Source organism: Pseudovibrio axinellae (assembly GCF_900110875.1).
Lineage (GTDB): Bacteria > Pseudomonadota > Alphaproteobacteria > Rhizobiales > Stappiaceae > Pseudovibrio > Pseudovibrio axinellae.
In genome coordinates this window covers 285,813-304,347 of the sequence record NZ_FOFM01000007.1, presented here as the reverse complement: position 1 = coordinate 304,347, position 18,535 = coordinate 285,813, and the positions used below count along the sequence as shown (strand labels likewise).

Here is an 18,535-nt window from a genome sequence, read left to right as displayed (position 1 = left end):
AGCGTTGCATTCGTGGCTTTTCATCTTGGGTACTTGCTTACAGCACCAAGGCTTCGTCCAGGTGCTTTAGGGCTTTGATGAGCAGGCCTTGGAGGATGAAGTCCTCATCCCACGGCAAAACCTCCAGATTAACGGAGTCCAGCAACGGGGTTAGCAATCCGCTCTCCAGTCCCTTGTTCAGGCCATGCTTAAACAGGTCATAGGCTTGCATTGCTTTGCCTGTCAGAACGATGCGGCTTGGGTCCAGCAATGAGATTGTGCGGGCGAGGCTTATGCCCAGTGCAAACCCTGCATCGGTAAAGACCTTTTGTGCCTGCGCCTCGCCATCACGGGCTCTGCTTCTCAGGTTCTGGATGTATTCCGGGCCATAGAACATCGCGGAAGGGGAGGTTTCCTTTGGCAGCTTTTGCGCTTCCCGGTAAAGGGCATAATCGGCAATGTAAGCTTCCAGGCAGCCTTTGTTTCCGCATCTACAGGCCGCTCCATCGGGTGTGTAGGGTGAGTGGCCGTATTCAGCTGCCGCTCCGGTTTCTCCTCGGTAAAGGGTATTCTTGATGAAGATGCCCATGCCTACACCACGGTCGATATACACCACCACAAAGTTACCGCTGTATTTTTCGGTATCCTGTCGGTGCAGGGCCTCTGCAATCATATTGGTGTCGTTGTAGAGTGTGCAGGTGATACCAAGAGCTTTGGTCAATTTGGCCGTCAGCTCGACTTGTCTTTCCGCGATGGTTGGTGACCAGATGATGGAACCATTGTGCTTGCCGACGATGCCTTGCGTTGCCACCGTAATTTCCATCACGCTGCGGGCGCGCAAAGGCTCTGTCTTCTTGAGGGCTTTGATTTCCCGTGCCAGCAAGGCCGTGAAGGCGTCCCCTCCCATATCGGAGGATTCCACCATGAACTTTGCCTCAGCGTGCTGTTTGCCTGTGTAATCAACCAGGGCCAGAGACACACGATCAACCGTGATTTTGACAGTGATGACGTGGGCGACATCATCCCGCAAACGCAAATAGGTACGCGGGCGGCCTCGTGTGTTGGTGTCGGGGCTGGGCTGTTCTTCCACCTCTTTGATCAGGCCGCGATCCTTAAGATCAGCAGTGATGGAGGTGACAGCGGCAAGGGACAGACCTGTGAGTCGGCCAAGCTCGACGCGAGCCAGTGTCGTATGGCGCCGTAACGTGGACAATACCACGAACCGGTTTTGACGCCGAACCTGCTCTTTACTGGCTTTTTCGATCATTCGATTGCTGGCCTGCTTATCGCACGTATGCGCTCTGTATTATCTGGTGGCGACAAGCATAAGTAACTGCGAGCAATTAAAGAAAGGGAGGAACCACATTAATTGGTGTTTTCACCCGAAAGTTGAGGTGACCTAATCGTAAGGATTAGCTCGTTTGTTGAGGGGGAGCTTGTTCGTCCTCGTCACTTTGCGCCGCCATGGTTTCTGGCATGAAGAACAGATACATGGATGCGCCGATGAAAGCTAAAATGGCAAGGGTGATAAAAGCCGGTGAGTAGCCGAAGAACTGGACAATCTCCTCAGCAACCAAGTTAGAAAATGCTGAACCGATGCCCACAACAGCAGCCAAGGCCCCCTGAACCAGATTGAAGCGGCCTGTGCCGCGTGTCAGATCGGCAGCGATGAGCAGGATAATGACGCCGAAAATTCCGTTGGCGATACCGTCCAGAGACTGCACCGAGATGAGCGCGACTGGGTCCTCAAACCACATGAACAGCAGGCCGCGGATTGGCAGGATGAAAAAGGCAACCAAGAAGAGTGGCTTACGGCCCCATGAATCAGCCTTGGCAGCGCACAACAACGACATAAGCGTCATCCAAAACTGGGCGACGATGATGCAGGCGGAAGCGAAGGCGATGCCGATGTTGACGTTTGAGTTGACGGACAACTTTTGGCCGACCAGCGGCAGCATTGCAGCGTTGGAAAAGTGAAACATGAACACGCACAGGACCAATGTCAGCAGGCGCTTATCTGCAAGAATGGTCCCAATAGTTGAGGGCGCATCACCTGCGTTGGCTGTGTGATGCAGACCGCCGCGAGCTGCGGTGTGGTTGATCGCTGATCCGTTGACCATTGCGATGCTGACCGCCATTCCCATAGCCATAATTGCCACAAGCCAGAAAACGCCTTCTGCTGAGATCCACAGGGCCAGACCTGCCCCCAAGATAGCTGCGAAGACATTACCAGTGTGATTGGCAGCCTGATTGGCGCCCATTTGTACTGTGAAATGCTCAGGGCCTGAAATGCCAAGCGTTATGGCGGCAATGCAGGGACCAACAAACGCAACGGCGATGCCCATGAAGATCTGCGCTATATAAATCACCACGGGGTACTGTGAGAACAGCAAAATGGAGATGGTCGCCAAGCCAATGAGTAATGCGCAGGAGGCCAGCAGCAAGCGCTTCTTGGTGGTGGTGTCGATGAAAGCCCCGGCCGGTGTTTGCAGCGCCACTGTGGTGAGCGAGCCGATGGCCAGTGCAATTCCGATACTTCCGGGAGACCACTGGAGGCCGGTCAGCAAATAAATCGCCAGATAAGGGCCAATTCCCCCCACGACATCGCCAGCGAAGAAGTTCGTCCCTAGCATTGCCTTGTTGAGTTTCATGGGGACCTTAAAATGTTGTGCGACCTTGGTTGAGGATAGGTGAGAGTTCTCTCTAAGCCGCCAAGGATTTTGCTCGATTGTGGGGGCGACAATTAAGCTGTTGTCAAACCATGGTAGATACGGTGTGGTATGTCGGTTTCTCTTGGTATTTCCGCTCTTATTTTCCTTGGAATTGCCGTGCGCCAGTGGCTTCCGCCCATGGTGCGGATCTGGCACATCATGTTGGCAGGGGCGATTGTGTTGCTGCTGCTGGGAGAGATTACGCCGGTGGCTGCGTTTCATGCGGTGGATTGGCAGCTGATCTTCTATTTGTTTGCGGTGTTCAGTATTGCCTCGTCACTTTATGACACCGGTCTTTCGCAGGAAATCGCCGATATGTTGTTGAAGCGGGCGAATGCCGGGTTAGCCCTGCTTTGGTTTGTGGTGGCTTCTGCAATTTGCGCCGCTGTGCTTACCAATGATGCAGCCGCGGTGATTGGCGTGCCCATTGCGATTATCTTGAGCAAAGCCTTTCAATGGAGGCTCGCCGTTGTGTTGGTGGCGCTGTGTGCTGCTGTGACGGTTGGCTCTATGATTTCTCCGGTCGGAAACCCGCAGAATATACTCGTGGTGAATGCAGCTAACTTTCCAAATATGCTGGCAACCTTCATGATTTGGGCGCTTGTTCCCGGTGTGATTTGCCTTGTGGCTGTGTTCTTTCGGTTTCACCGGTTGGTGCAGAAGAATGCCACTGATGACAGCATGATGGTATCTGATGGGGTTGAGACCCAAGCTGAGGCTGTTGAGGTCAGCCGGCGGCAGTGGCCTGCGCTGGTTAGTGTCGCGTTGCTGGTTGGTATCATTGTTGGCGACAGTTTAGGACGGACTTATTTTGATTTGGGAGAGCTGCCCTTTGGCTGGGTCGGGCTGGTGTCTTGTTTGCCTATTTACCTAGCGGGGGATGAACGTTTGCGTGTACTGAAGGAGGTAGACTGGGCAACGCTGGTCTTCTTTGTGGCCATGTTTGTGGTGACTGGAGCGCTTTACGCCTCCGGCTCCCTGCAATATCTGCTTGGTTCGTTGCAGGGGGAGCTGGATGATTTGACGATCACCGCAGTGGTGAGTTTTTGGGCCAGCCAGCTGTTTTCCAACGTGCCTGTGGTGGAACTTTACCTGAAGCTGCTGGATGGCGGCAGCACTGGCACCTTCATGATGCTTTCCACCATCTCCACCGTGGCTGGCAACCTGTTTATCATCTCCGCAGCAAGTAACGTCATCGTCGTGCAGCAAGCCGAAAAGTTCGGCGCCGTCTCCTTCACCTTCTGGCAATTCTGCTGGTGGATGCTGCCGATTACGGTGTTTTGTGTGGTCGTGAGTTATGTTTGGATTGTGGGGTTGATGGCGTTGGGTGTGGGGTGAGGTGGTTTGCAGCCTTGGTTGAATAGCCTATTCTGGCTTCATGTGTTTGTGACATGGATAATTATTTTTATTTGTTGATGAGGTTGTAATGCTTAGATGGACAATTTTATTTTTCTTGTTTGGAATGAATTTTGCTTGGGCTTGTCCGCAGAAAATGCTTGAGGGTGGACTGAAACTTACAAGAACAAGCCCTTTATTTGTTGCTGTCTTAAAGAGCACTAAGGATGGCGTGATTGAAGAACGTGAGGATATATTTGAGCCTACTCAGGATAAAGTGATTTCTATTTTCCCACATGCGCTTGCAATCGGGCAACGGATTAGTTCTCAACGGACATATTCCACTGAGTACTCTGAGCAGGTTTCTCAGTTGGATGATCTAAGGAATCTGGAACCTGGACCTCTAAGGTCGTCCTTAAGTCCGAGGAAAAAGAAATTTATCGAGGGGCAGTTAAGCTTTCTTTTCTGAACATGGCGAAGGTAAAAATCGGTGAATGCGTTTATGATACGTGGCGTGTTGAGGAGCGCTTGGAGCTGGAAGGAAGGCCCCCAATTACGCTAGAGCAGTCTTACTCGCCAAAATTAGGGATCATACTAAGAACGATGGTGCTATCGGACGATCGTGAGACCTTTAGCGGCGTTCAATATGACACGATCGAGGCAGCTGCACTGAACTAGAAAAGTGCCCAACGTACTGCTCTGTTGTTTGCTCTTATAGCTGTTTTGTATTTATCGTAAAACAGGTGGAGGCCTGGAGAGAAAATGCAGCGGGTGATGGTTGTTGGATGTCCGGGGTTGGGGAAGTCTACGCTGGCGAGGGAGCTGGCTGCTGCTACCGGACTGCCGCTTGTTCATCTGGATTTTCATTATTGGCAGGCGGGATGGGTGCCGACTGACAAGAGTGTTTGGGCAGAGAAGGTGAAGGAATTAGCGGCTGATCCTTGCTGGATCATTGACGGAAATTATGGGGGGACGCTGGAATATCGGGTGGCACGTGCCGATACTGTGATCCTTCTTGATTTCCCGACACATATTTGCTTCTTTCGAGCGCTGCGACGGATGTTGATGGGCTTTACGAAGAAGCGTGAAGGTGAATTCGTTGACGGCTGCGAAGAGCGCTTTGACTGGAAGTTTCTTTGGTTTGTGCTCAATTACAAAAGAGCGAGGCGATCACGCGACCTTGATAAACTAGCTCAGTTTGATGGGCAGATACTGCGGTTTGAGCATCCTAAAGAGCTGGAGCGGCTTTGGAGGCTGGTTGGTTAGGGTGTACAGCAATCCTTGATAGCTCTACTTTTGGATGCTGCCGATTACCGTATTCTGTGTGGCGGTGAGTTATTAGTGGAGCGTGGGCCTGACAGCGTTGGGGATGGGGTGAGGTGCTATAGGAGAGATCATTCTGCTACCTTAATGGAAATTCTTGTGTGTTGCTTTTTGTTGGATGTCTTCCAGTACGTTTTCTGGAACGGGGAGCATGACTTGTCCCATGCATTTTAGCGTTTGTGCGAAGTTCAGGGCAGCGTATTCGACTTCCTGACATCGTTGCGGACAGACTATTTGGCTTAAACAGAGTGCAGCTGTATCAGTATCGTTTTGCAGTCCGGCGATTAGGCCCATGGTCAGGCATTCTTCCACACAAAGTCTCTGGGATTCATAGGGGAAGCTTCTGAGCGGGCAGGTTGCGCAGCGGTTTAAGGTCCGCACATATTGAGAGAGGCTGGCAATTGCGAGTCCGGCGTTGTGATGACCCAATGCTTCGTCATAGAGGTCCCAGGCCATCTCCCAGGGCGCTATTGAGCCCGTTTCAAACCCGGCGGACCAGCGGCGGTATCCTTCCAGCACCAGTCGCTCTGGCTGGCGTTCCAGATAAATGTCGTTTGCCCCAGTACGCATGTGTGGCACCTCTCCAGCACTTCCGATGGCTCGTTGCTCCTCGGAAATTAAAATATGAGTATTGGAGTATAGTTTAATTGGGCGGGGGCATTCAAGCCGTAGTTTGTACTTGTTGAACAGCGAATTCTGAGGTGTTGGCGGCAACCTTGTGCAACGGATTGTCCGTGCTGACTCAGTCGCCCATCTGGGCTTACCTAGGCACATTTTTGAGTTCTGAGCTTATTTTCATTCCGCAACAAAGCGTAGAGGTACTCGTCGCCCCACTCTCCTTTAAAGAATATGTTCTCAATAAAGTGGCCCTCCCGGCGAAAACCCAGCTTTTCAAGAAGCCGAACTGATGCCTGATTTCTGGTGTCTGTGATAGCAATTGTGCGGTGTTTTTTGAGATCAGAAAATGCATACCCTAGGAATATTGAGATTGCATCCGTCGCGATATCTTGACCTTGATGTAAAGGTGAAATCGTGAACCCAATTTCTATTTGGTCTTTATCTATGAAATGTACAGCTATATCACCTAGCAATTCACCGTCGATAGCTGATGCAATTGCTAACTGATACCAGTTTCCTTCTGCGCCAAAGTTCGAATAATCCATGCTGTTAAAAAAATCGATGGCATCTTGAAGTGAAAAGTCCACCCAGCTTTGGTATCTAGCAATGTCTTCGTGCGCACGATATTTTGCGAATGAGAGTAAGTCTTCTCTCTCAAAGGCTCTAATAACAAAACGATCTGTCTTTAAAGTTGGTGGTCTCATTTCGTTCAAGCCAATCTGTTTGCTGATTTATAGTCTGCATAATTTATCAGAGCATCGCGTATTGTTTTAATACTTAAAACAGGTATCGCAGCGCAGCGTTTATGCGTTTCACTCATGAAGAGCAGCGAGTGAAGGCTATGCTGCATCGATCGTGATCGGGTGCGATCTACTTATTGGTACTTATTCAAAACACAAAAAGACCGAAAGCGTCCCCCTGCGCTTTCAGTCTTTTCGGCTGTCGTTCTTCGTGGTTATTCGGCGGCGTTTTGTTTGATGACACCGCGTTGGATCTGGTCTTCTTCTATGCTTTCGAAGAGGGCGCGGAAGTTGCCTTCGCCGAAGCCTTCGTCGCCTTTGCGCTGGATGAATTCGAAGAAGATTGGGCCGATCACGGTTTTGGAGAAGATCTGTAGCAGGATCTTGGTCATGCCGCCGCCGACAACACCTTCACCATCTATGAGGATGCCGTGTTTGGCCATGCGGTCGAGTGGTTCCGTGTGGCCATGCACGCGCTCGGCGCTGCGGTCATAATAAGTCTGTGGTGGGCCGGGCATGAACTTGAGGCCATCTTCTGCCAGCTTGTCGGTGGCCTCATAGATGTCATCAGTGCCGACAGCGATGTGCTGGATGCCTTCGCCCTTGTACTTGCGCAAGTACTCTTCGATCTGGCTGGTGTCGTCCTTGGACTCGTTGAGCGGAATGCGGATCTTGCCACAGGGTGAGGTAATCGCGCGGCTGACGAGGCCTGTGATGCGACCATCAATATCGAAGAAGTGGATTTGCTTGAAGTTGAACAGCTCGCGGTAAAACGCCCACCACTTGTCCATGTTGCCGCGATAGACGTTGTGGGTCAGGTGATCGAGGTAATAGAAGCTCTTGCCTGCAGGCTGTACATCCGCTTCGCCCAGCCAGTCAAACTCTTGTGAGTATGCGGAGCCTTTGTCACCGTACTTATCGACGAAATAAAGCAGGGAGCCGCCTATGCCCATGATGGCAGGGGCGTCGAGGGTTTTATCGGCGCCTGTGTAGGCTTCCGCGCCGCGTTTCACCGCATGCTCAAAGGTCTTTTGTGCATCCACAACACGCCATGCCATGGATGGTGCACATGGGCCGTGTTCGTCAATGAAGCGGGAGGCGAAGCTGTTTGGCTCTGCATTGAGGATGTAGTTCACATCACCTTGACGATAAACCGTGATGTTCTTGCTCTTGTGCTTTGCGACTGGCGCAAAACCCATACGGCGGAAGAGGACCTCCAGCTTTTCCGGGTCTGGATGCGCAAACTCGACAAATTCAAAGCCATCTGTTCCAGCCGGGTTTTCTTTTGTGATTTCAGCTGGTGCTGCGTCGTGCGGAAATGGGCCCATTTGTTCCTCCTCAAACAAGGCGATTTCAGTTTAGAGCTATTCTGAAATATCTCTGGCGCGACAGGTTTGCATTCTTACGTGAAATCACGCAGTATATGCATGAAATGTGCGTCATATGATGATTTGGTGCGATGTATGATCGAACTTGACCAATTTGATTTAAAATTACTTGCAGCGTTGCAAGAAGATGCCAGCCAGACCAACCAGGAACTTGGGGATGTGATTCACCTGTCTGCCTCGCAGGTTTCGCGGCGGCGAACGCGGCTGGAGCAGGAGCGGGTGATCCGGCGATACAAGGCTGACCTTTCCCCTGAATACCTTGGGCTGGATGTGATTGCCTTTGTTGGCGTGGCGCTGGCAACGCACAATAAGGAAAATGCCAAGCTGTTTCGCGATTTGGTGCGAACTATCCCAAATGTACAAGAAGCCTACGCAATGACAGGCGACATGGATTACATGCTCAAGATCAGAGTGCGTGATTTGAAGGCGCTGAGTGATGTTATCAATAACGACCTGTTGCCCCATGAAGCGGTGCAGAATGTGCGCAGCTCCATCGCGATGGATACTTTGCGCGATGATAACCACCTGCCACTGACTGGCTAGTTTATTACAATTTTGTCAGGTGGCACTTTTGCAGGAAAGTGCATCTTGAAGTGAAATCCATTGCTTCCCATCTCCATAGAGATTTGGCGCATGACGCCCAAAAGCAACGGGATAGGATTACAGATGTTCGACAGCAAGGCACTTCTTGATCAGTTCTTAGGTTCCAACGGTGGCAATCAGGCCCGTGGTGCCTTGGACAAAGGGCAGTCGTACATCAAAAACAATGCTGGTGGTCTTGCTGGTGGTGCTGTTGCCGGAGGTTTGGCCGGCTACCTTCTTGGCAGCAAGAAGGGCAGGAAGATGGGCAAAAAGGCCGTGAAATACGGCGGTATGGCGCTGGTTGGCGGCCTTGCCTACAAAGCTTTCCAGACATGGCAAGACGGCAAGAACAACGGCGGCGGTGCTGTTGACACTCAAGGGGCTGCTCAGCCTGCCCCAGCAACTGTTGTGCCTGTGCCAGAACCGCTTGCTTTACCAGACCCAACCGGAACCGCGTTTGACCCTGATGCGGGGTCCTCTAACGGCAAAGAATTTGCCATGTCTTTGATCACCGCAATGATTCAGGCAGCAAAAGCTGATGGCAATGTGGATCAGGATGAAATGCAGCGGATCTTTGAAAAGCTGGATGAGCTTGGCCTTGGTGCTGAAGAGAAGGCTTTCGTGCTGGATGAAATGCGGGCACCGCTTGATATTGACCGTGTTGTGGCGTTTGCAACTTGCCCGGAAACCGCAGCGGAAATCTACACCGCCTCTCGTTTGGCAATTGACCCTGACCTTCCTGCTGAAAAGGCCTATTTGATGATGCTGGCGGCACGGTTGGAACTGGACAGCGGTTTGGTTGCTGAGCTGGAAAAGGCAATTGCCGAGATGCAATCGCAAGCTTAACCTAGGCCTGTCCGCGTTTTGTGCGTCGTTTGTTTCAAGGTCGCTGGGCTTTTTCGGGCATTGGTTTCTGTCGTACTCGCAAATCGGGTGGTTCAGGTTTTCATTAGGCCATAGGTTGCTCCAAACATGAGGAGAAATCTATGGCTTTTGTTATTAGTGGATTGAAATCAAAAGAGTTTGAATACCTGAACGGACTGAGTGAGGGCGAGCTTTCTGCCCGTAATGTGGTCGCTTATACAGCTGACGCGAAGCCCGGCTTTCCGTGCCGGGTAACATTGGCTGATGCGGAAATTGGCGAACGGGTGTTTCTTGTGAACTACGTGTATCAGCCCAATGAAACGCCGTATAAAGCCTCTCATGCTGTGTTTGTGCGCGAGAACGCTACACAAGCTGCACCCTATGACAATGACGTGCCGGTTTCTTTGTCGTTGCGATTGCTATCGTTGCGTGGCTTCGATGCAAATCACATGATGATTGAAGCCGATATTGCGCAGAGTGATGATATCAAGCCGATGCTTGAGCAGTTCTTTGAAAACCCTGAGGTCTCCTATATCCAGATGCACTATGCCCGCAGGGGATGCTTTGCCGCTGTTGCGCATCGCCGTGATGCGTAACTGGTGATCTAGACATAATTTATTAGTGCATTTGGTCAGATCAGTTTCTATCCTAGGTGACAAAGAGGGTTTGGGCTTGGGAGGGCCAAAATGCGCGCATTGGGAAGCTGGGATTACATCGTGGTTGGAGCTGGCTCTGCTGGCTGTGTTGTTGCTAATCGACTTTCTCAAGACCCCGATGTGAAAGTGCTGCTGCTGGAAGCGGGCGGAAACGATAAACACCCATGGGTCCACATTCCGGTTGGTTACCTGTATTGCATGGGCAACCCCCGCATGGATTGGGGGTTCCAGACTGAGGCAGAGCCGGGCCTGAACGGGCGCAAGCTGAACTACCCGCGCGGCAAATTGCTGGGCGGGTGCTCCTCCATCAACGGAATGCTGTATTTGCGCGGGCAGGCGCAGGATTATGACAACTGGCGACAGCTGGGCCTGACTGGTTGGGGCTGGGATGATGTGCTGCCGTACTTCCTGAAGTCAGAGGATCACTATGCCGGTTCTTCCAAGGTGCATGGTGAGGGCGGTGAATGGCGCGTTGAAGAACAGCGCTTGTCGTGGCCGATCCTCGACCGTTTCCGTGATGCTTGCGAAGAAGTGGGCATTCCGAAGGTTGATGACTTTAATGGCGGCGACAATTTCGGCTCCTCTTACTTTCAAGTGAACCAGCGCAAAGGCGTGCGATGGAGTGTCTCCAAAGGGTTTCTTAAGCCTGTTGCGGGGCGCAGCAACTTAAAGGTTCTGACCGGAGCGCAGGTGACTGCTTTGGAGTTTGGTGGACGCCGTGCGACGGGTGTTTGCATGATGATGAAGGGGGAGATGGTTTCTGCCGCGTGCACAGGTGAGATAATTTTGAGCGCGGGGTCGATCGGGTCACCGCAAATCCTTGAGCTCTCTGGCATTGGCTCTGCCGGGCGCTTGATGCCACTTGGTATTGAGATGGTGCTGGACCAACCGGATGTAGGCGAAAACCTTCAAGATCATCTGCAGATCCGCAGCATTTATAAGGTGCAAAATACAGTAACGCTGAACCAGCAGGCGAATTCGCTCATTGGTAAGGCGAAAATTGCAGCAGAATATGCGTTGAATCGCTCCGGCCCAATGTCCATGGCACCAAGTCAGCTTGGGGTTTTTGCTCGCTCTGATAATTCCTATGAGGCGCCGAATATCGAGTATCACATCCAACCGTTGTCGCTGGATAAATTTGGCGATCCGCTGCATGAGTTCCCTGCCATTACTGCCAGTGTTTGTAACTTGCGGCCAGACTCTCGCGGGAGTGTTCATATTGGCTCAGGCAATGCGACAGCTCACCCGAAGATCCAGCCGAACTATCTATCGCAGGAAACGGACCGTCAGGTGGCCGCTGATAGTTTGCGGCTCACGCGTAAAATTATGCAAACCAAGGCGATGCAGGCATTTTCTCCAGAAGAGTACCTGCCGGGTCCGCAAATCAGCACCGACGAAGAACTTGCCACTGCTGCAGGTGATATCGGTACAACGATATTCCACCCTGTCGGGACGTGTTCGATGGGGGCTGTTGTTGATGAACGGCTGAAGGTGAAGGGCATTGAAGGACTTCGTGTGGTTGATGCCTCCATCATGCCCCGCATCACCTCCGGCAATACCAACTCCCCAACTATCATGATTGCGGAGAAGGCTTCGGATATGATCCGCGAAGACCGGAAGAAGGGTGTGGGTGGTTAGGGAACCTGCTTGCCTGAGCAATAAGCGTTGAGTGTTCTTTCATGCTGGAATTGCAGATGGATGAGAGGGTATGGTCGTCCCTGACCGTCGGTCGCTGAGCGGCCAGTTCTTACAAAGCCCATTCGTTCATAAAAGCCAACAGCCTGAAGGTTTTGTTCATTAACATCTGTTGTTAAGTCGGGGTGATCGACAAGAGCGGTTTTGATCAGCGTGTTGCCGATGCCTTTGCCATGATGAGTAGGGTCGACAAACAAAGCCTCCAGATGCCCTTCATGGAGGAACATAAAGCCGAGAGGTTCGTCGGTTTCATCAACCGCGAGAATGAAACATACTTTTGGAAAGAAAGTAGAAACTTCCCGCTCAATCGCTTCTCTGTCTTCAGGGGATAGAAAGTGATGTGTCGCGTCGACAGCCTCTCGCCATATCTCTAAAATACGTGAGGTGTCTTGCTCAGTTGAGGTCCGTGTTTGAAACATAAGTACGTCTTACGGGTCACCATAATTTTTTACAATACCAACTCCTTATAGTCATGATCGCGGAGAAGGCCTGTGACATGATCTGCGAGGATCTGAAGAAGGGTGTGGGTGGTTAGGGGCTACGAAGGGAAAATGGGGGTTGTCGTTTGTGAAGGGCTCGGGTTGAAGCCAACAAACAGGTGGTATCTAAAGGAGGCAGACTATGGAGAAGTTCACCGGTGGGTGCGTGTGCGGTCAGGTTCGAATCGTAGCGACGGGTCGGCCTTATCGGGTTGGTGTTTGTCACTGTCTTGACTGCCGAAAGCATCATGGCGCTCTCTTTTATGCCTCCGCAGTATTTCCTGAGGATGCCGTTGTGATTGAGGGGGAAACACACGATTATAAAGGGCGACATTTTTGCCCTTGCTGTGGTTCCTCAGTTTTTGCGCGCAGCTCAGATGAGACAGAAGTACTGCTGGGAGCTTTAGACAGCCCTGATCAACTCATGCCGACCTACGAACTCTGGACTGTTCGTCGTGAAAAATGGCTGCCACCGTTTCCTCACACGACATGTTATAAACACGACCGCGATGGTACAGGCCGCACTGAATAGCAGCTTGCCACACACTAGTGTGTATGTTGGCCTTATAGTTAACCCGCAGCGCTCCATTTTTTGAGCGCAGCTTCAATATCTTTGTCGTTTCGGCAATGCCAAATTTGTTGCGTGTTTGATTGCTCCAAACAAGCAGAGATGCGCGCTCTGAAATTTGAGCCGTTTTTAAGGCTACGTATCGCAAAACGATATTGCTGAAAAGGCCAGTCGCGGTTTCCTTCGGGCAGCTCTGGGCGGGTTTTGCCAAGATTTCGCCACGGGCGGATCATCAGGCGCCAAGTTCTTAGTAACTCTGGAGGATTAAGCCAGATAACAACGTCCGCTTTTGGAAGTGCTTGTGCAAGGAGGCTTGGACCACCTTCAATTATCCAAGCATCGGACGCGGTGACTTGAGAGAGTTTTTTGTCGATTTCTGGTTTTGGACGCTGCTTCCAATCACTGGTCAGTTTTAATGCATCGAATGAAAACAATGGAATTTCGGGTCGTGCAGAACTTAATTGTGTTGCTACAAAACTCTTACCTACTCCGTTGGCACCAGTAACAATCAGCTTTTGCATCTAAGTATTCGCCGCCAATTTCTTGATCACAGCTTTACTTTTATCCCAAGGTCGGGCAACCGCAAAGAGAACATGCTCTCTTCACAGGGTAATCCCTTTTGCTGCGTTTAATGATGCCTTTGCAGGAGGTGAGGCATCATTGCTGGAGCGTATTCGTGCGTTATGTGCGAACCGAGTATTTGAGCGCCAGAAACAGGGAAGCCAGAGGATGCATGATGTTATTGTGATTGGGGGAAGCTACGCTGGGATGGCGGCTGCTTTGCAATTGCTGCGCGCTCGCAGATCTGTGCTGGTGATCGATGCAGGTGAGCGGCGGAACCGCTTTGCAGAGCACCTTCATGGTTTTTTGGGGCAGGATGGCGTGAATCCTAATGCGTTATGGCAGCAGGCCAGAGACCAGCTTGATGCCTATCCGGGGCTCACTTGGTATGCGGGGGCAGTTCAGGACGTCTTAGGCGAGATTGGTATGTTCCGCGTTTGTACCGATAAGGGAGCAGACTTTACATCTCACCGGATTCTACTTGCCACTGGTGTTCGTGATGAAATTCCTGATATTCCCGGTCTGGCAGAGCGCTGGGGGCAATCGGTTTTGTACTGTCCTTATTGCCATGGCTATGAGCTGAATAACGGGCCGATCGGCGTTATTGCGTTTAATCCGGTCTCATTGCATCAGGCCGAGATTATGCCGGAGTGGGGCACTACTACCTTTTTCACCAATAACGTGGTCTGTCTGAATGATGGACAGCGTGCGCACCTGCTTCGACATGGTGTGGCCCTTGAAGAGGTTGGGGTCGAGCGTATTGAGGGGACTGCCGATATTGTGCTTACGGATGGCCGCAGGCTGGAGTTCTCCGCCATCTTTGTTGTTTCAAATACGTTTCCATCCAATGCGCTAGCAGCGGCTATAGGCTGCGAGCATGAGGAGCATTCCATGGGGCAACAGCTTGTGACGGATGAATTCAAGCAGACGACTGTTCCCGGCGTTTTCGCCTGTGGTGACGTTGCCCGTGTGCCGCATTCGATTTCGTTTGCCGTTGGTGACGGTGCATGGGCAGGAATGCAGGTGCACCGCTCACTGGTGAACCCCGAAATGTAGAGTGAGCAAACTGAGCCTGTTTATAGGCTTCTCGTTGTTACGTCGACGCCTTTTTCTTAATCACCTGGGTGCGGTTTGCAGGTTCTTCATTGGTGGGTCCCAGGGTTGGGCAGCTTCTTCAAAAATGGTGAAACTGGGGGTGAAGAGGCTTGGGTCATCCAGAGTGGCGGCGTGGATGTAGATGCGGTTGGGGAAGCGTTCTGTACGACTGGTCAGAGGAGAGCCGCAGGTATGGCAAAAGCCGGAGTAGGTTGAGGCACCGTTATCACTTTGGCATTTGTATTCGCGGACCTCTCCGTGAAACTCAACCTCAGCGGTGTCTACTGCGAATGCTGAGGAGTGGCCTGCTCCGGTGGAGCGCTGGCACTTGCGGCAGTGGCAGTTAAAGGAAAACTCGATTTCGCCGTCAGCTTTATAACGGAGCGCACCGCAGGCGCATCCACCAGTGAGTTGCTTTGTCATTCTTCCCGTCTCCTTAACCAGTCATCAAAACAGGTGATACCGCGGCCCCAGCCGTAGGTCAGAGCATTGGCAGCCTCCACAGATGGCAGACACTCGTGCAAAATGGTAATGCGGACACCACCAGTCTCTTCAGTAAATGTCACCGTTACCAGTGTGTCGCGTCCGTTAGTCAGGTGCTTGTCTTCCTCGCTCTCCCACGTAAAGACCAGTTTGTCTGGCCGGGATATCTCGACATATTGGCCTGTGTGGTGAGAGGGGGCACCTGCTTGTGGGACCATGCGAAACCGCCAGCGTCCATTTGGTGTGAGGTCCAGTTCCAGAACTTCGGCTTTGTAACCGGGTGGGCCAAACCAGCTTGTGATGGCGTCCGGCTGCGTCCATCCAGAGAAAGCAGTTTCAAGGTCGGTTGCAAACCACATGCTTTCGTTAACGCTGTAGTTTGTGTCAGCTGCTTTATCCATTGTCCTTCTCGCCGGTTTGCTCATGGATGAATGCATCAAAAGAGGATAACTTTTGCTGCCAGAAAGTTTTGTGCTTTTCTGTCCAACCCAGAACTGGCTCAAGACCATCGGGGGCTAGTTCGCAGTGATGTTCTCGTCCTTTGACGATGCGTGTTATGAGCTGTGCCTCTTCAAGGACTTTCAGGTGCTGAGAGATCGCGCCCGCTGTCATGTCGTGATTGAGGCTCAGTTCCTTCACGGTTTTGCTGCCCTGAAGCAACTGGTCCAGCATTTGGCGCCGGGCCGGATTTGCTAGGGCGGCAAGTGTTGTGTTTAGGTTTGTCATTGTTTAGTGCATTCTATACTGTTTAGTTATTACTAAATTATTATTGGCCGTCACGTCAAGTGCGGAATTTACAAACGGCTTGACGAAACCTGCGGTGCACTTGATATGTGTCAGTGGACCTGTTGAGCTGAATACGTATAGTTCTGTCCGGTCTTGCGAAGTGGAGTTTCTTGGTCGTGGCTGGTTTCTGGCGTTTTCTTTCTGCAGTGGTTGTAAGCCTTGCGCTTGTTGTTGGCGGGAGCGCTCCCTCATTTGCGCAAGACCAAGAGCATATCCTGGTGTTTGCTGCTTCTAGTTTGAAAGACGTGCTGGAAGATGCTGGTGCCAAGTTTGATGCCTCCCACAATACGAAGACTGAATTTTCCTTTGGTGGGTCCCAGGTTGTTTCGCGTCATGTTATCGCTGGCGCACCTGCTGATGTCTTGGTGACTGCCGATGATGCCTGGATGGCTCTGGCTGCCGAGAATGGGGCGGTCGTCAATGACAGTGTTGTGCCGTTAGCTTCCAACGGGCTTGTGTTGGTTGGGTCTAACACGCTGGGTGCTGCGCCGTTTGAGCTGAACAATGAGGCTTTGCAGATTGCTTTGGCTGGTGGACGTCTTGCAATTGGTGAACCTGAAACTGTGCCTGTGGGGCGTTATGGCAAAGAGGCGTTGACGCATCTGGGATTGTGGCGGGGGATCGCGCACCAGCTTGCTCCGATGGAGAACGTTCGCATTGCACTGGCAGCAGCAGCACGTGGAGAAGTCCCGCTGGCTCTGGTTTATTCATCTGATGCAAAGTCAGAGCATGGCGTTCGTGTTGTGGCGGAAATTCCACAGGGGAGCCACCGCACTATTGTTATTCCTGGAGCCTTGACCTCTACTCATTCCAAGAGTAGCGAACAGTTTATGGGTTTTTTGAAAAGTGCTGAGGGGCAAGCGATCTTTCAGGCGCACGGTTTCAAAGTGAGTGGCGATTGAGTTTTTTTCTGACGGATGCTGAGTGGGCTGCGATTACGCTGTCGCTACAGGTGGCTAGCCTAGCAATTGCGATTGCGCTGCCGCCTGCGGTTTTGCTTGGTTACGTTCTTGCTCGGTGGAAGTTTCCCGGTCATACACTCGTCAACGCCCTTGTGCATTTGCCAATTGTTCTGCCGCCGGTGGTGACTGGCTATGTGCTGCTGATCTTGTTTGGGCGGCAAGGTGCGCTGGGCAGTTTCTTTGCAGATGTATTTGGGATCGTGTTTGCGTTTCGCTGGACCGGGGCGGCCTTGGCTGCGGGCATTATGGCGTTTCCGCTTATCATCCGCCCGGTGAAGCTTTCGTTCGAGCTGTCTGATGGACAACTGGAAGAGGCCGCGTATTCTCTTGGTACCTCACGTTTGAAGACCTTCCTGCTCATAACATTGCCTTTGGCTCTGCCGGGTATATTGAGCGGTGCTGTGCTTGGGTTTGCTAAGGCGATGGGGGAGTTTGGCGCAACGATTACGTTTGTCTCCAATATTCCTGGCGAGACGCGTACACTTTCCCTGGCGCTTTATACGGAGATGCAGAGCCTTTCTGGTGATGCCGGGGCAATTCGTCTGACTGTCATTGCAATTGTAGTCTCCATTTCTGCATTGGTGCTGTCTGAACTGGTTTCCAGGCGACTTTCCCGTCGGTTGGGAGGTCAGCATGATTGATTTGGACATTTCCAGTCGGGTGGGAGATTTTTCGCTTTCGGCTAAATTTGCCGTGAATAGCGGGATTACTGCGATATTCGGCAGGTCAGGTGCTGGCAAGTCCTCACTGATCCGCATGATTGCTGGGCTAGCCGCGCCCGATGCAGGCCGCATTGTGCTAGCGGAGCAAGTGGTTTTTGATCGGGATCGTTCCATTAACGTTCCTATCCAGCAGCGCGGTGTTGGGATGGTGTTTCAAGATTCACGGCTCTTTCCGCACATGAATGTGGAGCGGAACCTGCTTTACAGCCAATGGGCAGCAGGGCGTAACTCTGGTGTTGGTCTGGGTGAGATTGCTGAGTTGTTGGGGATCTCGCATTTGCTGAAAAGGCGCCCCTTTGGGCTGTCTGGCGGAGAGAAGCAACGCGTTGCTATTGGCCGGGCGTTGCTTTCAAATCCGAAGGTCCTTGTCTTAGATGAGCCGCTGGCCTCGCTTGATGCCTCCCGTAAAGCGGAGATCCTGCCGTACCTTCTCAAGCTGAAGAATGAATTTGGCATTCCGATGCTTTATGTGAGCCATAGCCTTGGTGAAATTGAACAGCTTGCCGATACTCTGGTGCTGTTAGATCAGGGAAGCGTTGTTGCTTACGGGCCGATCGCGCAGATGCTGAGCAATCTGGAGCTGCCACAATTGGTGAACGGGCCGGATGCAGGTTCCTTGCTTTTTGCCAAGTTTAGTCAATACGATACGCATTGGCAGATGACAGAGTTTTCCTTAGAGGGGCAGAAGCTGTTTTTGCCGGGGCAGCTTGGCACGGTTGGACAGGATGCGCGTATCCGTATCAAAGCCAAGGATGTGGCTCTTGCCCGCAAAGTTCCCGAACAAGCCTCTGTAAGAAATGTGCTTTGTGTTTGTATTGAAGGCATTACGGAGACCGCTGGCCCCTACGCTGAAGTTGACTGCCGTGTTGGCGAACAGCACTTGCGGGCACGTTTGACACGCCACTCAGTGCATGAGTTGCAGCTGGCTGCTGGACAAGAGGTCTTTGCACTGGTCAAGAGCGTTGCGCTAGACCAGTGATCGTGCACA

Annotated in this window: 23 protein-coding genes; 13 read left to right on the top strand and 10 right to left on the bottom strand. The window is 51.9% G+C overall.

What is annotated here, in order from left to right; genetic code table 11:
- Window positions 1-37: 37 nt before the first annotated feature.
- The gene (locus BMZ51_RS16700; protein ID WP_068003429.1) at window positions 38-1,246 is read right to left on the bottom strand and encodes an ROK family protein; all 1,209 of its coding nucleotides are present in this window, start codon (window positions 1,244-1,246) and stop codon (window positions 38-40) included.
- Window positions 1,247-1,391: 145 nt separating this feature from the next.
- Window positions 1,392-2,630 (bottom strand): MFS transporter, encoded by a 1,239-nt coding sequence (locus BMZ51_RS16695; RefSeq protein WP_068003432.1) that lies wholly within the window; start codon window positions 2,628-2,630, stop codon window positions 1,392-1,394.
- A 129-nt stretch (window positions 2,631-2,759) separates the two neighbouring features.
- Between BMZ51_RS16695 and BMZ51_RS16690 the strand changes: the two genes are divergently transcribed.
- The 4 genes from BMZ51_RS16690 (at window position 2,760) to BMZ51_RS16675 (ending at window position 5,291) form a co-directional block, all read left to right on the top strand.
- Complete coding sequence (locus BMZ51_RS16690; RefSeq protein WP_068003435.1) at window positions 2,760-4,028, top strand: ArsB/NhaD family transporter; 1,269 nt, start codon at window positions 2,760-2,762, stop codon at window positions 4,026-4,028.
- A gap of 88 nt (window positions 4,029-4,116) precedes the next feature.
- Window positions 4,117-4,494, top strand: a complete 378-nt coding sequence (locus BMZ51_RS16685) for a hypothetical protein (RefSeq protein WP_068003439.1) — start codon at window positions 4,117-4,119, stop codon at window positions 4,492-4,494.
- Between the two features lie 2 nt (window positions 4,495-4,496).
- Window positions 4,497-4,703, top strand: a complete 207-nt coding sequence (locus BMZ51_RS16680; protein ID WP_068003443.1) for a hypothetical protein — start codon at window positions 4,497-4,499, stop codon at window positions 4,701-4,703.
- A gap of 84 nt (window positions 4,704-4,787) precedes the next feature.
- A complete protein-coding gene (locus BMZ51_RS16675) occupies window positions 4,788-5,291 on the top strand; it encodes a P-loop NTPase family protein (protein WP_068003446.1) in 504 nt (167 codons plus the stop codon).
- Between the two features lie 141 nt (window positions 5,292-5,432).
- On the opposite strand, the gene BMZ51_RS16670 is transcribed toward BMZ51_RS16675, so the two are convergent.
- From BMZ51_RS16670 to hppD, 3 genes are all read right to left on the bottom strand, one after another.
- Window positions 5,433-5,867 (bottom strand): hypothetical protein, encoded by a 435-nt coding sequence (locus tag BMZ51_RS16670; protein WP_420848467.1) that lies wholly within the window; start codon window positions 5,865-5,867, stop codon window positions 5,433-5,435.
- 245 nt (window positions 5,868-6,112) lie between these two features.
- Window positions 6,113-6,670, bottom strand: a complete 558-nt coding sequence (locus BMZ51_RS16665; RefSeq protein WP_068003452.1) for a GNAT family N-acetyltransferase — start codon at window positions 6,668-6,670, stop codon at window positions 6,113-6,115.
- A gap of 251 nt (window positions 6,671-6,921) precedes the next feature.
- On the bottom strand, window positions 6,922-8,034 hold the full coding sequence (gene hppD, locus BMZ51_RS16660) for a 4-hydroxyphenylpyruvate dioxygenase (RefSeq protein ID WP_068003455.1): 1,113 nt from the start codon (window positions 8,032-8,034) through the stop codon (window positions 6,922-6,924).
- A gap of 135 nt (window positions 8,035-8,169) precedes the next feature.
- On the opposite strand from hppD, the gene BMZ51_RS16655 reads away from it, so the two are divergent.
- From BMZ51_RS16655 to BMZ51_RS16640, 4 genes are all read left to right on the top strand, one after another.
- Window positions 8,170-8,637, top strand: a complete 468-nt coding sequence (locus BMZ51_RS16655; protein ID WP_068003458.1) for an Lrp/AsnC family transcriptional regulator — start codon at window positions 8,170-8,172, stop codon at window positions 8,635-8,637.
- Between the two features lie 123 nt (window positions 8,638-8,760).
- Window positions 8,761-9,522 (top strand): tellurite resistance TerB family protein, encoded by a 762-nt coding sequence (locus BMZ51_RS16650; RefSeq protein ID WP_068003461.1) that lies wholly within the window; start codon window positions 8,761-8,763, stop codon window positions 9,520-9,522.
- Window positions 9,523-9,662: 140 nt separating this feature from the next.
- Entirely contained in the window at window positions 9,663-10,136 is a 474-nt protein-coding gene (locus tag BMZ51_RS16645; protein ID WP_068003464.1) for a DUF1203 domain-containing protein, read from the top strand.
- A 90-nt stretch (window positions 10,137-10,226) separates the two neighbouring features.
- Window positions 10,227-11,834, top strand: coding sequence for a GMC family oxidoreductase (locus BMZ51_RS16640; RefSeq protein ID WP_068003469.1), 1,608 nt, complete (start codon window positions 10,227-10,229; stop codon window positions 11,832-11,834).
- Here the strand turns inward: BMZ51_RS16640 and BMZ51_RS16635 are convergent.
- On the bottom strand, window positions 11,831-12,310 hold the full coding sequence (locus tag BMZ51_RS16635) for an acetyltransferase (RefSeq protein WP_068003472.1): 480 nt from the start codon (window positions 12,308-12,310) through the stop codon (window positions 11,831-11,833). The genes BMZ51_RS16640 and BMZ51_RS16635 overlap by 4 nt on opposite strands.
- A 202-nt stretch (window positions 12,311-12,512) precedes the next feature.
- On the opposite strand from BMZ51_RS16635, the gene BMZ51_RS16630 reads away from it, so the two are divergent.
- On the top strand, window positions 12,513-12,902 hold the full coding sequence (locus BMZ51_RS16630) for a GFA family protein (RefSeq protein ID WP_068003475.1): 390 nt from the start codon (window positions 12,513-12,515) through the stop codon (window positions 12,900-12,902).
- A 38-nt stretch (window positions 12,903-12,940) separates the two neighbouring features.
- On the opposite strand, the gene BMZ51_RS16625 is transcribed toward BMZ51_RS16630, so the two are convergent.
- Complete coding sequence (locus tag BMZ51_RS16625; RefSeq protein ID WP_068003477.1) at window positions 12,941-13,459, bottom strand: P-loop NTPase family protein; 519 nt, start codon at window positions 13,457-13,459, stop codon at window positions 12,941-12,943.
- 208 nt (window positions 13,460-13,667) lie between these two features.
- Between BMZ51_RS16625 and BMZ51_RS16620 the strand changes: the two genes are divergently transcribed.
- A complete protein-coding gene (locus BMZ51_RS16620; RefSeq protein WP_068003480.1) occupies window positions 13,668-14,555 on the top strand; it encodes an NAD(P)/FAD-dependent oxidoreductase in 888 nt (295 codons plus the stop codon).
- A 60-nt stretch (window positions 14,556-14,615) separates the two neighbouring features.
- Here BMZ51_RS16620 and BMZ51_RS16615 read toward each other — a convergent pair whose 3' ends face one another.
- Genes BMZ51_RS16615 through BMZ51_RS16605 form a run of 3 tightly spaced genes read right to left on the bottom strand, consistent with a single transcriptional unit; the run spans window position 14,616 to window position 15,803 of the window.
- Entirely contained in the window at window positions 14,616-15,017 is a 402-nt protein-coding gene (locus BMZ51_RS16615; RefSeq protein ID WP_068003483.1) for a GFA family protein, read from the bottom strand.
- Window positions 15,014-15,478: an SRPBCC family protein gene (locus tag BMZ51_RS16610; RefSeq protein WP_068003487.1), complete on the bottom strand. Its 465-nt coding sequence runs from the start codon at window positions 15,476-15,478 to the stop codon at window positions 15,014-15,016. Before BMZ51_RS16610 ends, BMZ51_RS16615 begins: the two co-directional genes overlap by 4 nt.
- Window positions 15,471-15,803, bottom strand: coding sequence for an ArsR/SmtB family transcription factor (locus BMZ51_RS16605; protein ID WP_068003498.1), 333 nt, complete (start codon window positions 15,801-15,803; stop codon window positions 15,471-15,473). Before BMZ51_RS16605 ends, BMZ51_RS16610 begins: the two co-directional genes overlap by 8 nt.
- 176 nt (window positions 15,804-15,979) lie before the next feature.
- Here BMZ51_RS16605 and modA point away from each other — a divergent pair, with 176 nt between their 5' ends.
- From modA to modC, 3 genes are read left to right on the top strand one after another with little or no spacing between them, the layout of a single operon-like run.
- Window positions 15,980-16,765 (top strand): molybdate ABC transporter substrate-binding protein, encoded by a 786-nt coding sequence (gene modA / locus BMZ51_RS16600; protein ID WP_068003501.1) that lies wholly within the window; start codon window positions 15,980-15,982, stop codon window positions 16,763-16,765.
- Window positions 16,762-17,466: a molybdate ABC transporter permease subunit gene (gene modB / locus BMZ51_RS16595; protein ID WP_068003504.1), complete on the top strand. Its 705-nt coding sequence runs from the start codon at window positions 16,762-16,764 to the stop codon at window positions 17,464-17,466. The genes modA and modB overlap by 4 nt, the downstream gene beginning before the upstream one ends.
- Entirely contained in the window at window positions 17,459-18,526 is a 1,068-nt protein-coding gene (gene modC, locus BMZ51_RS16590) for a molybdenum ABC transporter ATP-binding protein (protein ID WP_068003506.1), read from the top strand. The genes modB and modC overlap by 8 nt, the downstream gene beginning before the upstream one ends.
- Window positions 18,527-18,535: the final 9 nt, after the last annotated feature.

Excerpts from the sequence above, each read along its gene's own strand:
- BMZ51_RS16620 (WP_068003480.1), top strand. The coding sequence starts at position 13,668 with ATGCATGATGTTATTGTGATTGGGGGAAGCTACGCTGGGATGGCGGCT.
- BMZ51_RS16690 (WP_068003435.1), top strand. The coding sequence starts at position 2,760 with ATGTCGGTTTCTCTTGGTATTTCCGCTCTTATTTTCCTTGGAATTGCC.
- BMZ51_RS16655 (WP_068003458.1), top strand. The coding sequence starts at position 8,170 with ATGATCGAACTTGACCAATTTGATTTAAAATTACTTGCAGCGTTGCAA.
- hppD (WP_068003455.1), bottom strand. The coding sequence starts at position 8,034 with ATGGGCCCATTTCCGCACGACGCAGCACCAGCTGAAATCACAAAAGAA.
- BMZ51_RS16695 (WP_068003432.1), bottom strand. The coding sequence starts at position 2,630 with ATGAAACTCAACAAGGCAATGCTAGGGACGAACTTCTTCGCTGGCGAT.
- BMZ51_RS16680 (WP_068003443.1), top strand. The coding sequence starts at position 4,497 with ATGGCGAAGGTAAAAATCGGTGAATGCGTTTATGATACGTGGCGTGTT.
- BMZ51_RS16625 (WP_068003477.1), bottom strand. The coding sequence starts at position 13,459 with ATGCAAAAGCTGATTGTTACTGGTGCCAACGGAGTAGGTAAGAGTTTT.
- BMZ51_RS16640 (WP_068003469.1), top strand. The coding sequence starts at position 10,227 with ATGCGCGCATTGGGAAGCTGGGATTACATCGTGGTTGGAGCTGGCTCT.
- BMZ51_RS16685 (WP_068003439.1), top strand. The coding sequence starts at position 4,117 with ATGCTTAGATGGACAATTTTATTTTTCTTGTTTGGAATGAATTTTGCT.
- BMZ51_RS16610 (WP_068003487.1), bottom strand. The coding sequence starts at position 15,478 with ATGGATAAAGCAGCTGACACAAACTACAGCGTTAACGAAAGCATGTGG.
- BMZ51_RS16665 (WP_068003452.1), bottom strand. The coding sequence starts at position 6,670 with ATGAGACCACCAACTTTAAAGACAGATCGTTTTGTTATTAGAGCCTTT.
- BMZ51_RS16630 (WP_068003475.1), top strand. The coding sequence starts at position 12,513 with ATGGAGAAGTTCACCGGTGGGTGCGTGTGCGGTCAGGTTCGAATCGTA.
- BMZ51_RS16645 (WP_068003464.1), top strand. The coding sequence starts at position 9,663 with ATGGCTTTTGTTATTAGTGGATTGAAATCAAAAGAGTTTGAATACCTG.
- BMZ51_RS16700 (WP_068003429.1), bottom strand. The coding sequence starts at position 1,246 with ATGATCGAAAAAGCCAGTAAAGAGCAGGTTCGGCGTCAAAACCGGTTC.
- BMZ51_RS16635 (WP_068003472.1), bottom strand. The coding sequence starts at position 12,310 with ATGTTTCAAACACGGACCTCAACTGAGCAAGACACCTCACGTATTTTA.
- BMZ51_RS16650 (WP_068003461.1), top strand. The coding sequence starts at position 8,761 with ATGTTCGACAGCAAGGCACTTCTTGATCAGTTCTTAGGTTCCAACGGT.
- modC (WP_068003506.1), top strand. The coding sequence starts at position 17,459 with ATGATTGATTTGGACATTTCCAGTCGGGTGGGAGATTTTTCGCTTTCG.
- BMZ51_RS16675 (WP_068003446.1), top strand. The coding sequence starts at position 4,788 with ATGCAGCGGGTGATGGTTGTTGGATGTCCGGGGTTGGGGAAGTCTACG.
- BMZ51_RS16615 (WP_068003483.1), bottom strand. The coding sequence starts at position 15,017 with ATGACAAAGCAACTCACTGGTGGATGCGCCTGCGGTGCGCTCCGTTAT.
- BMZ51_RS16605 (WP_068003498.1), bottom strand. The coding sequence starts at position 15,803 with ATGACAAACCTAAACACAACACTTGCCGCCCTAGCAAATCCGGCCCGG.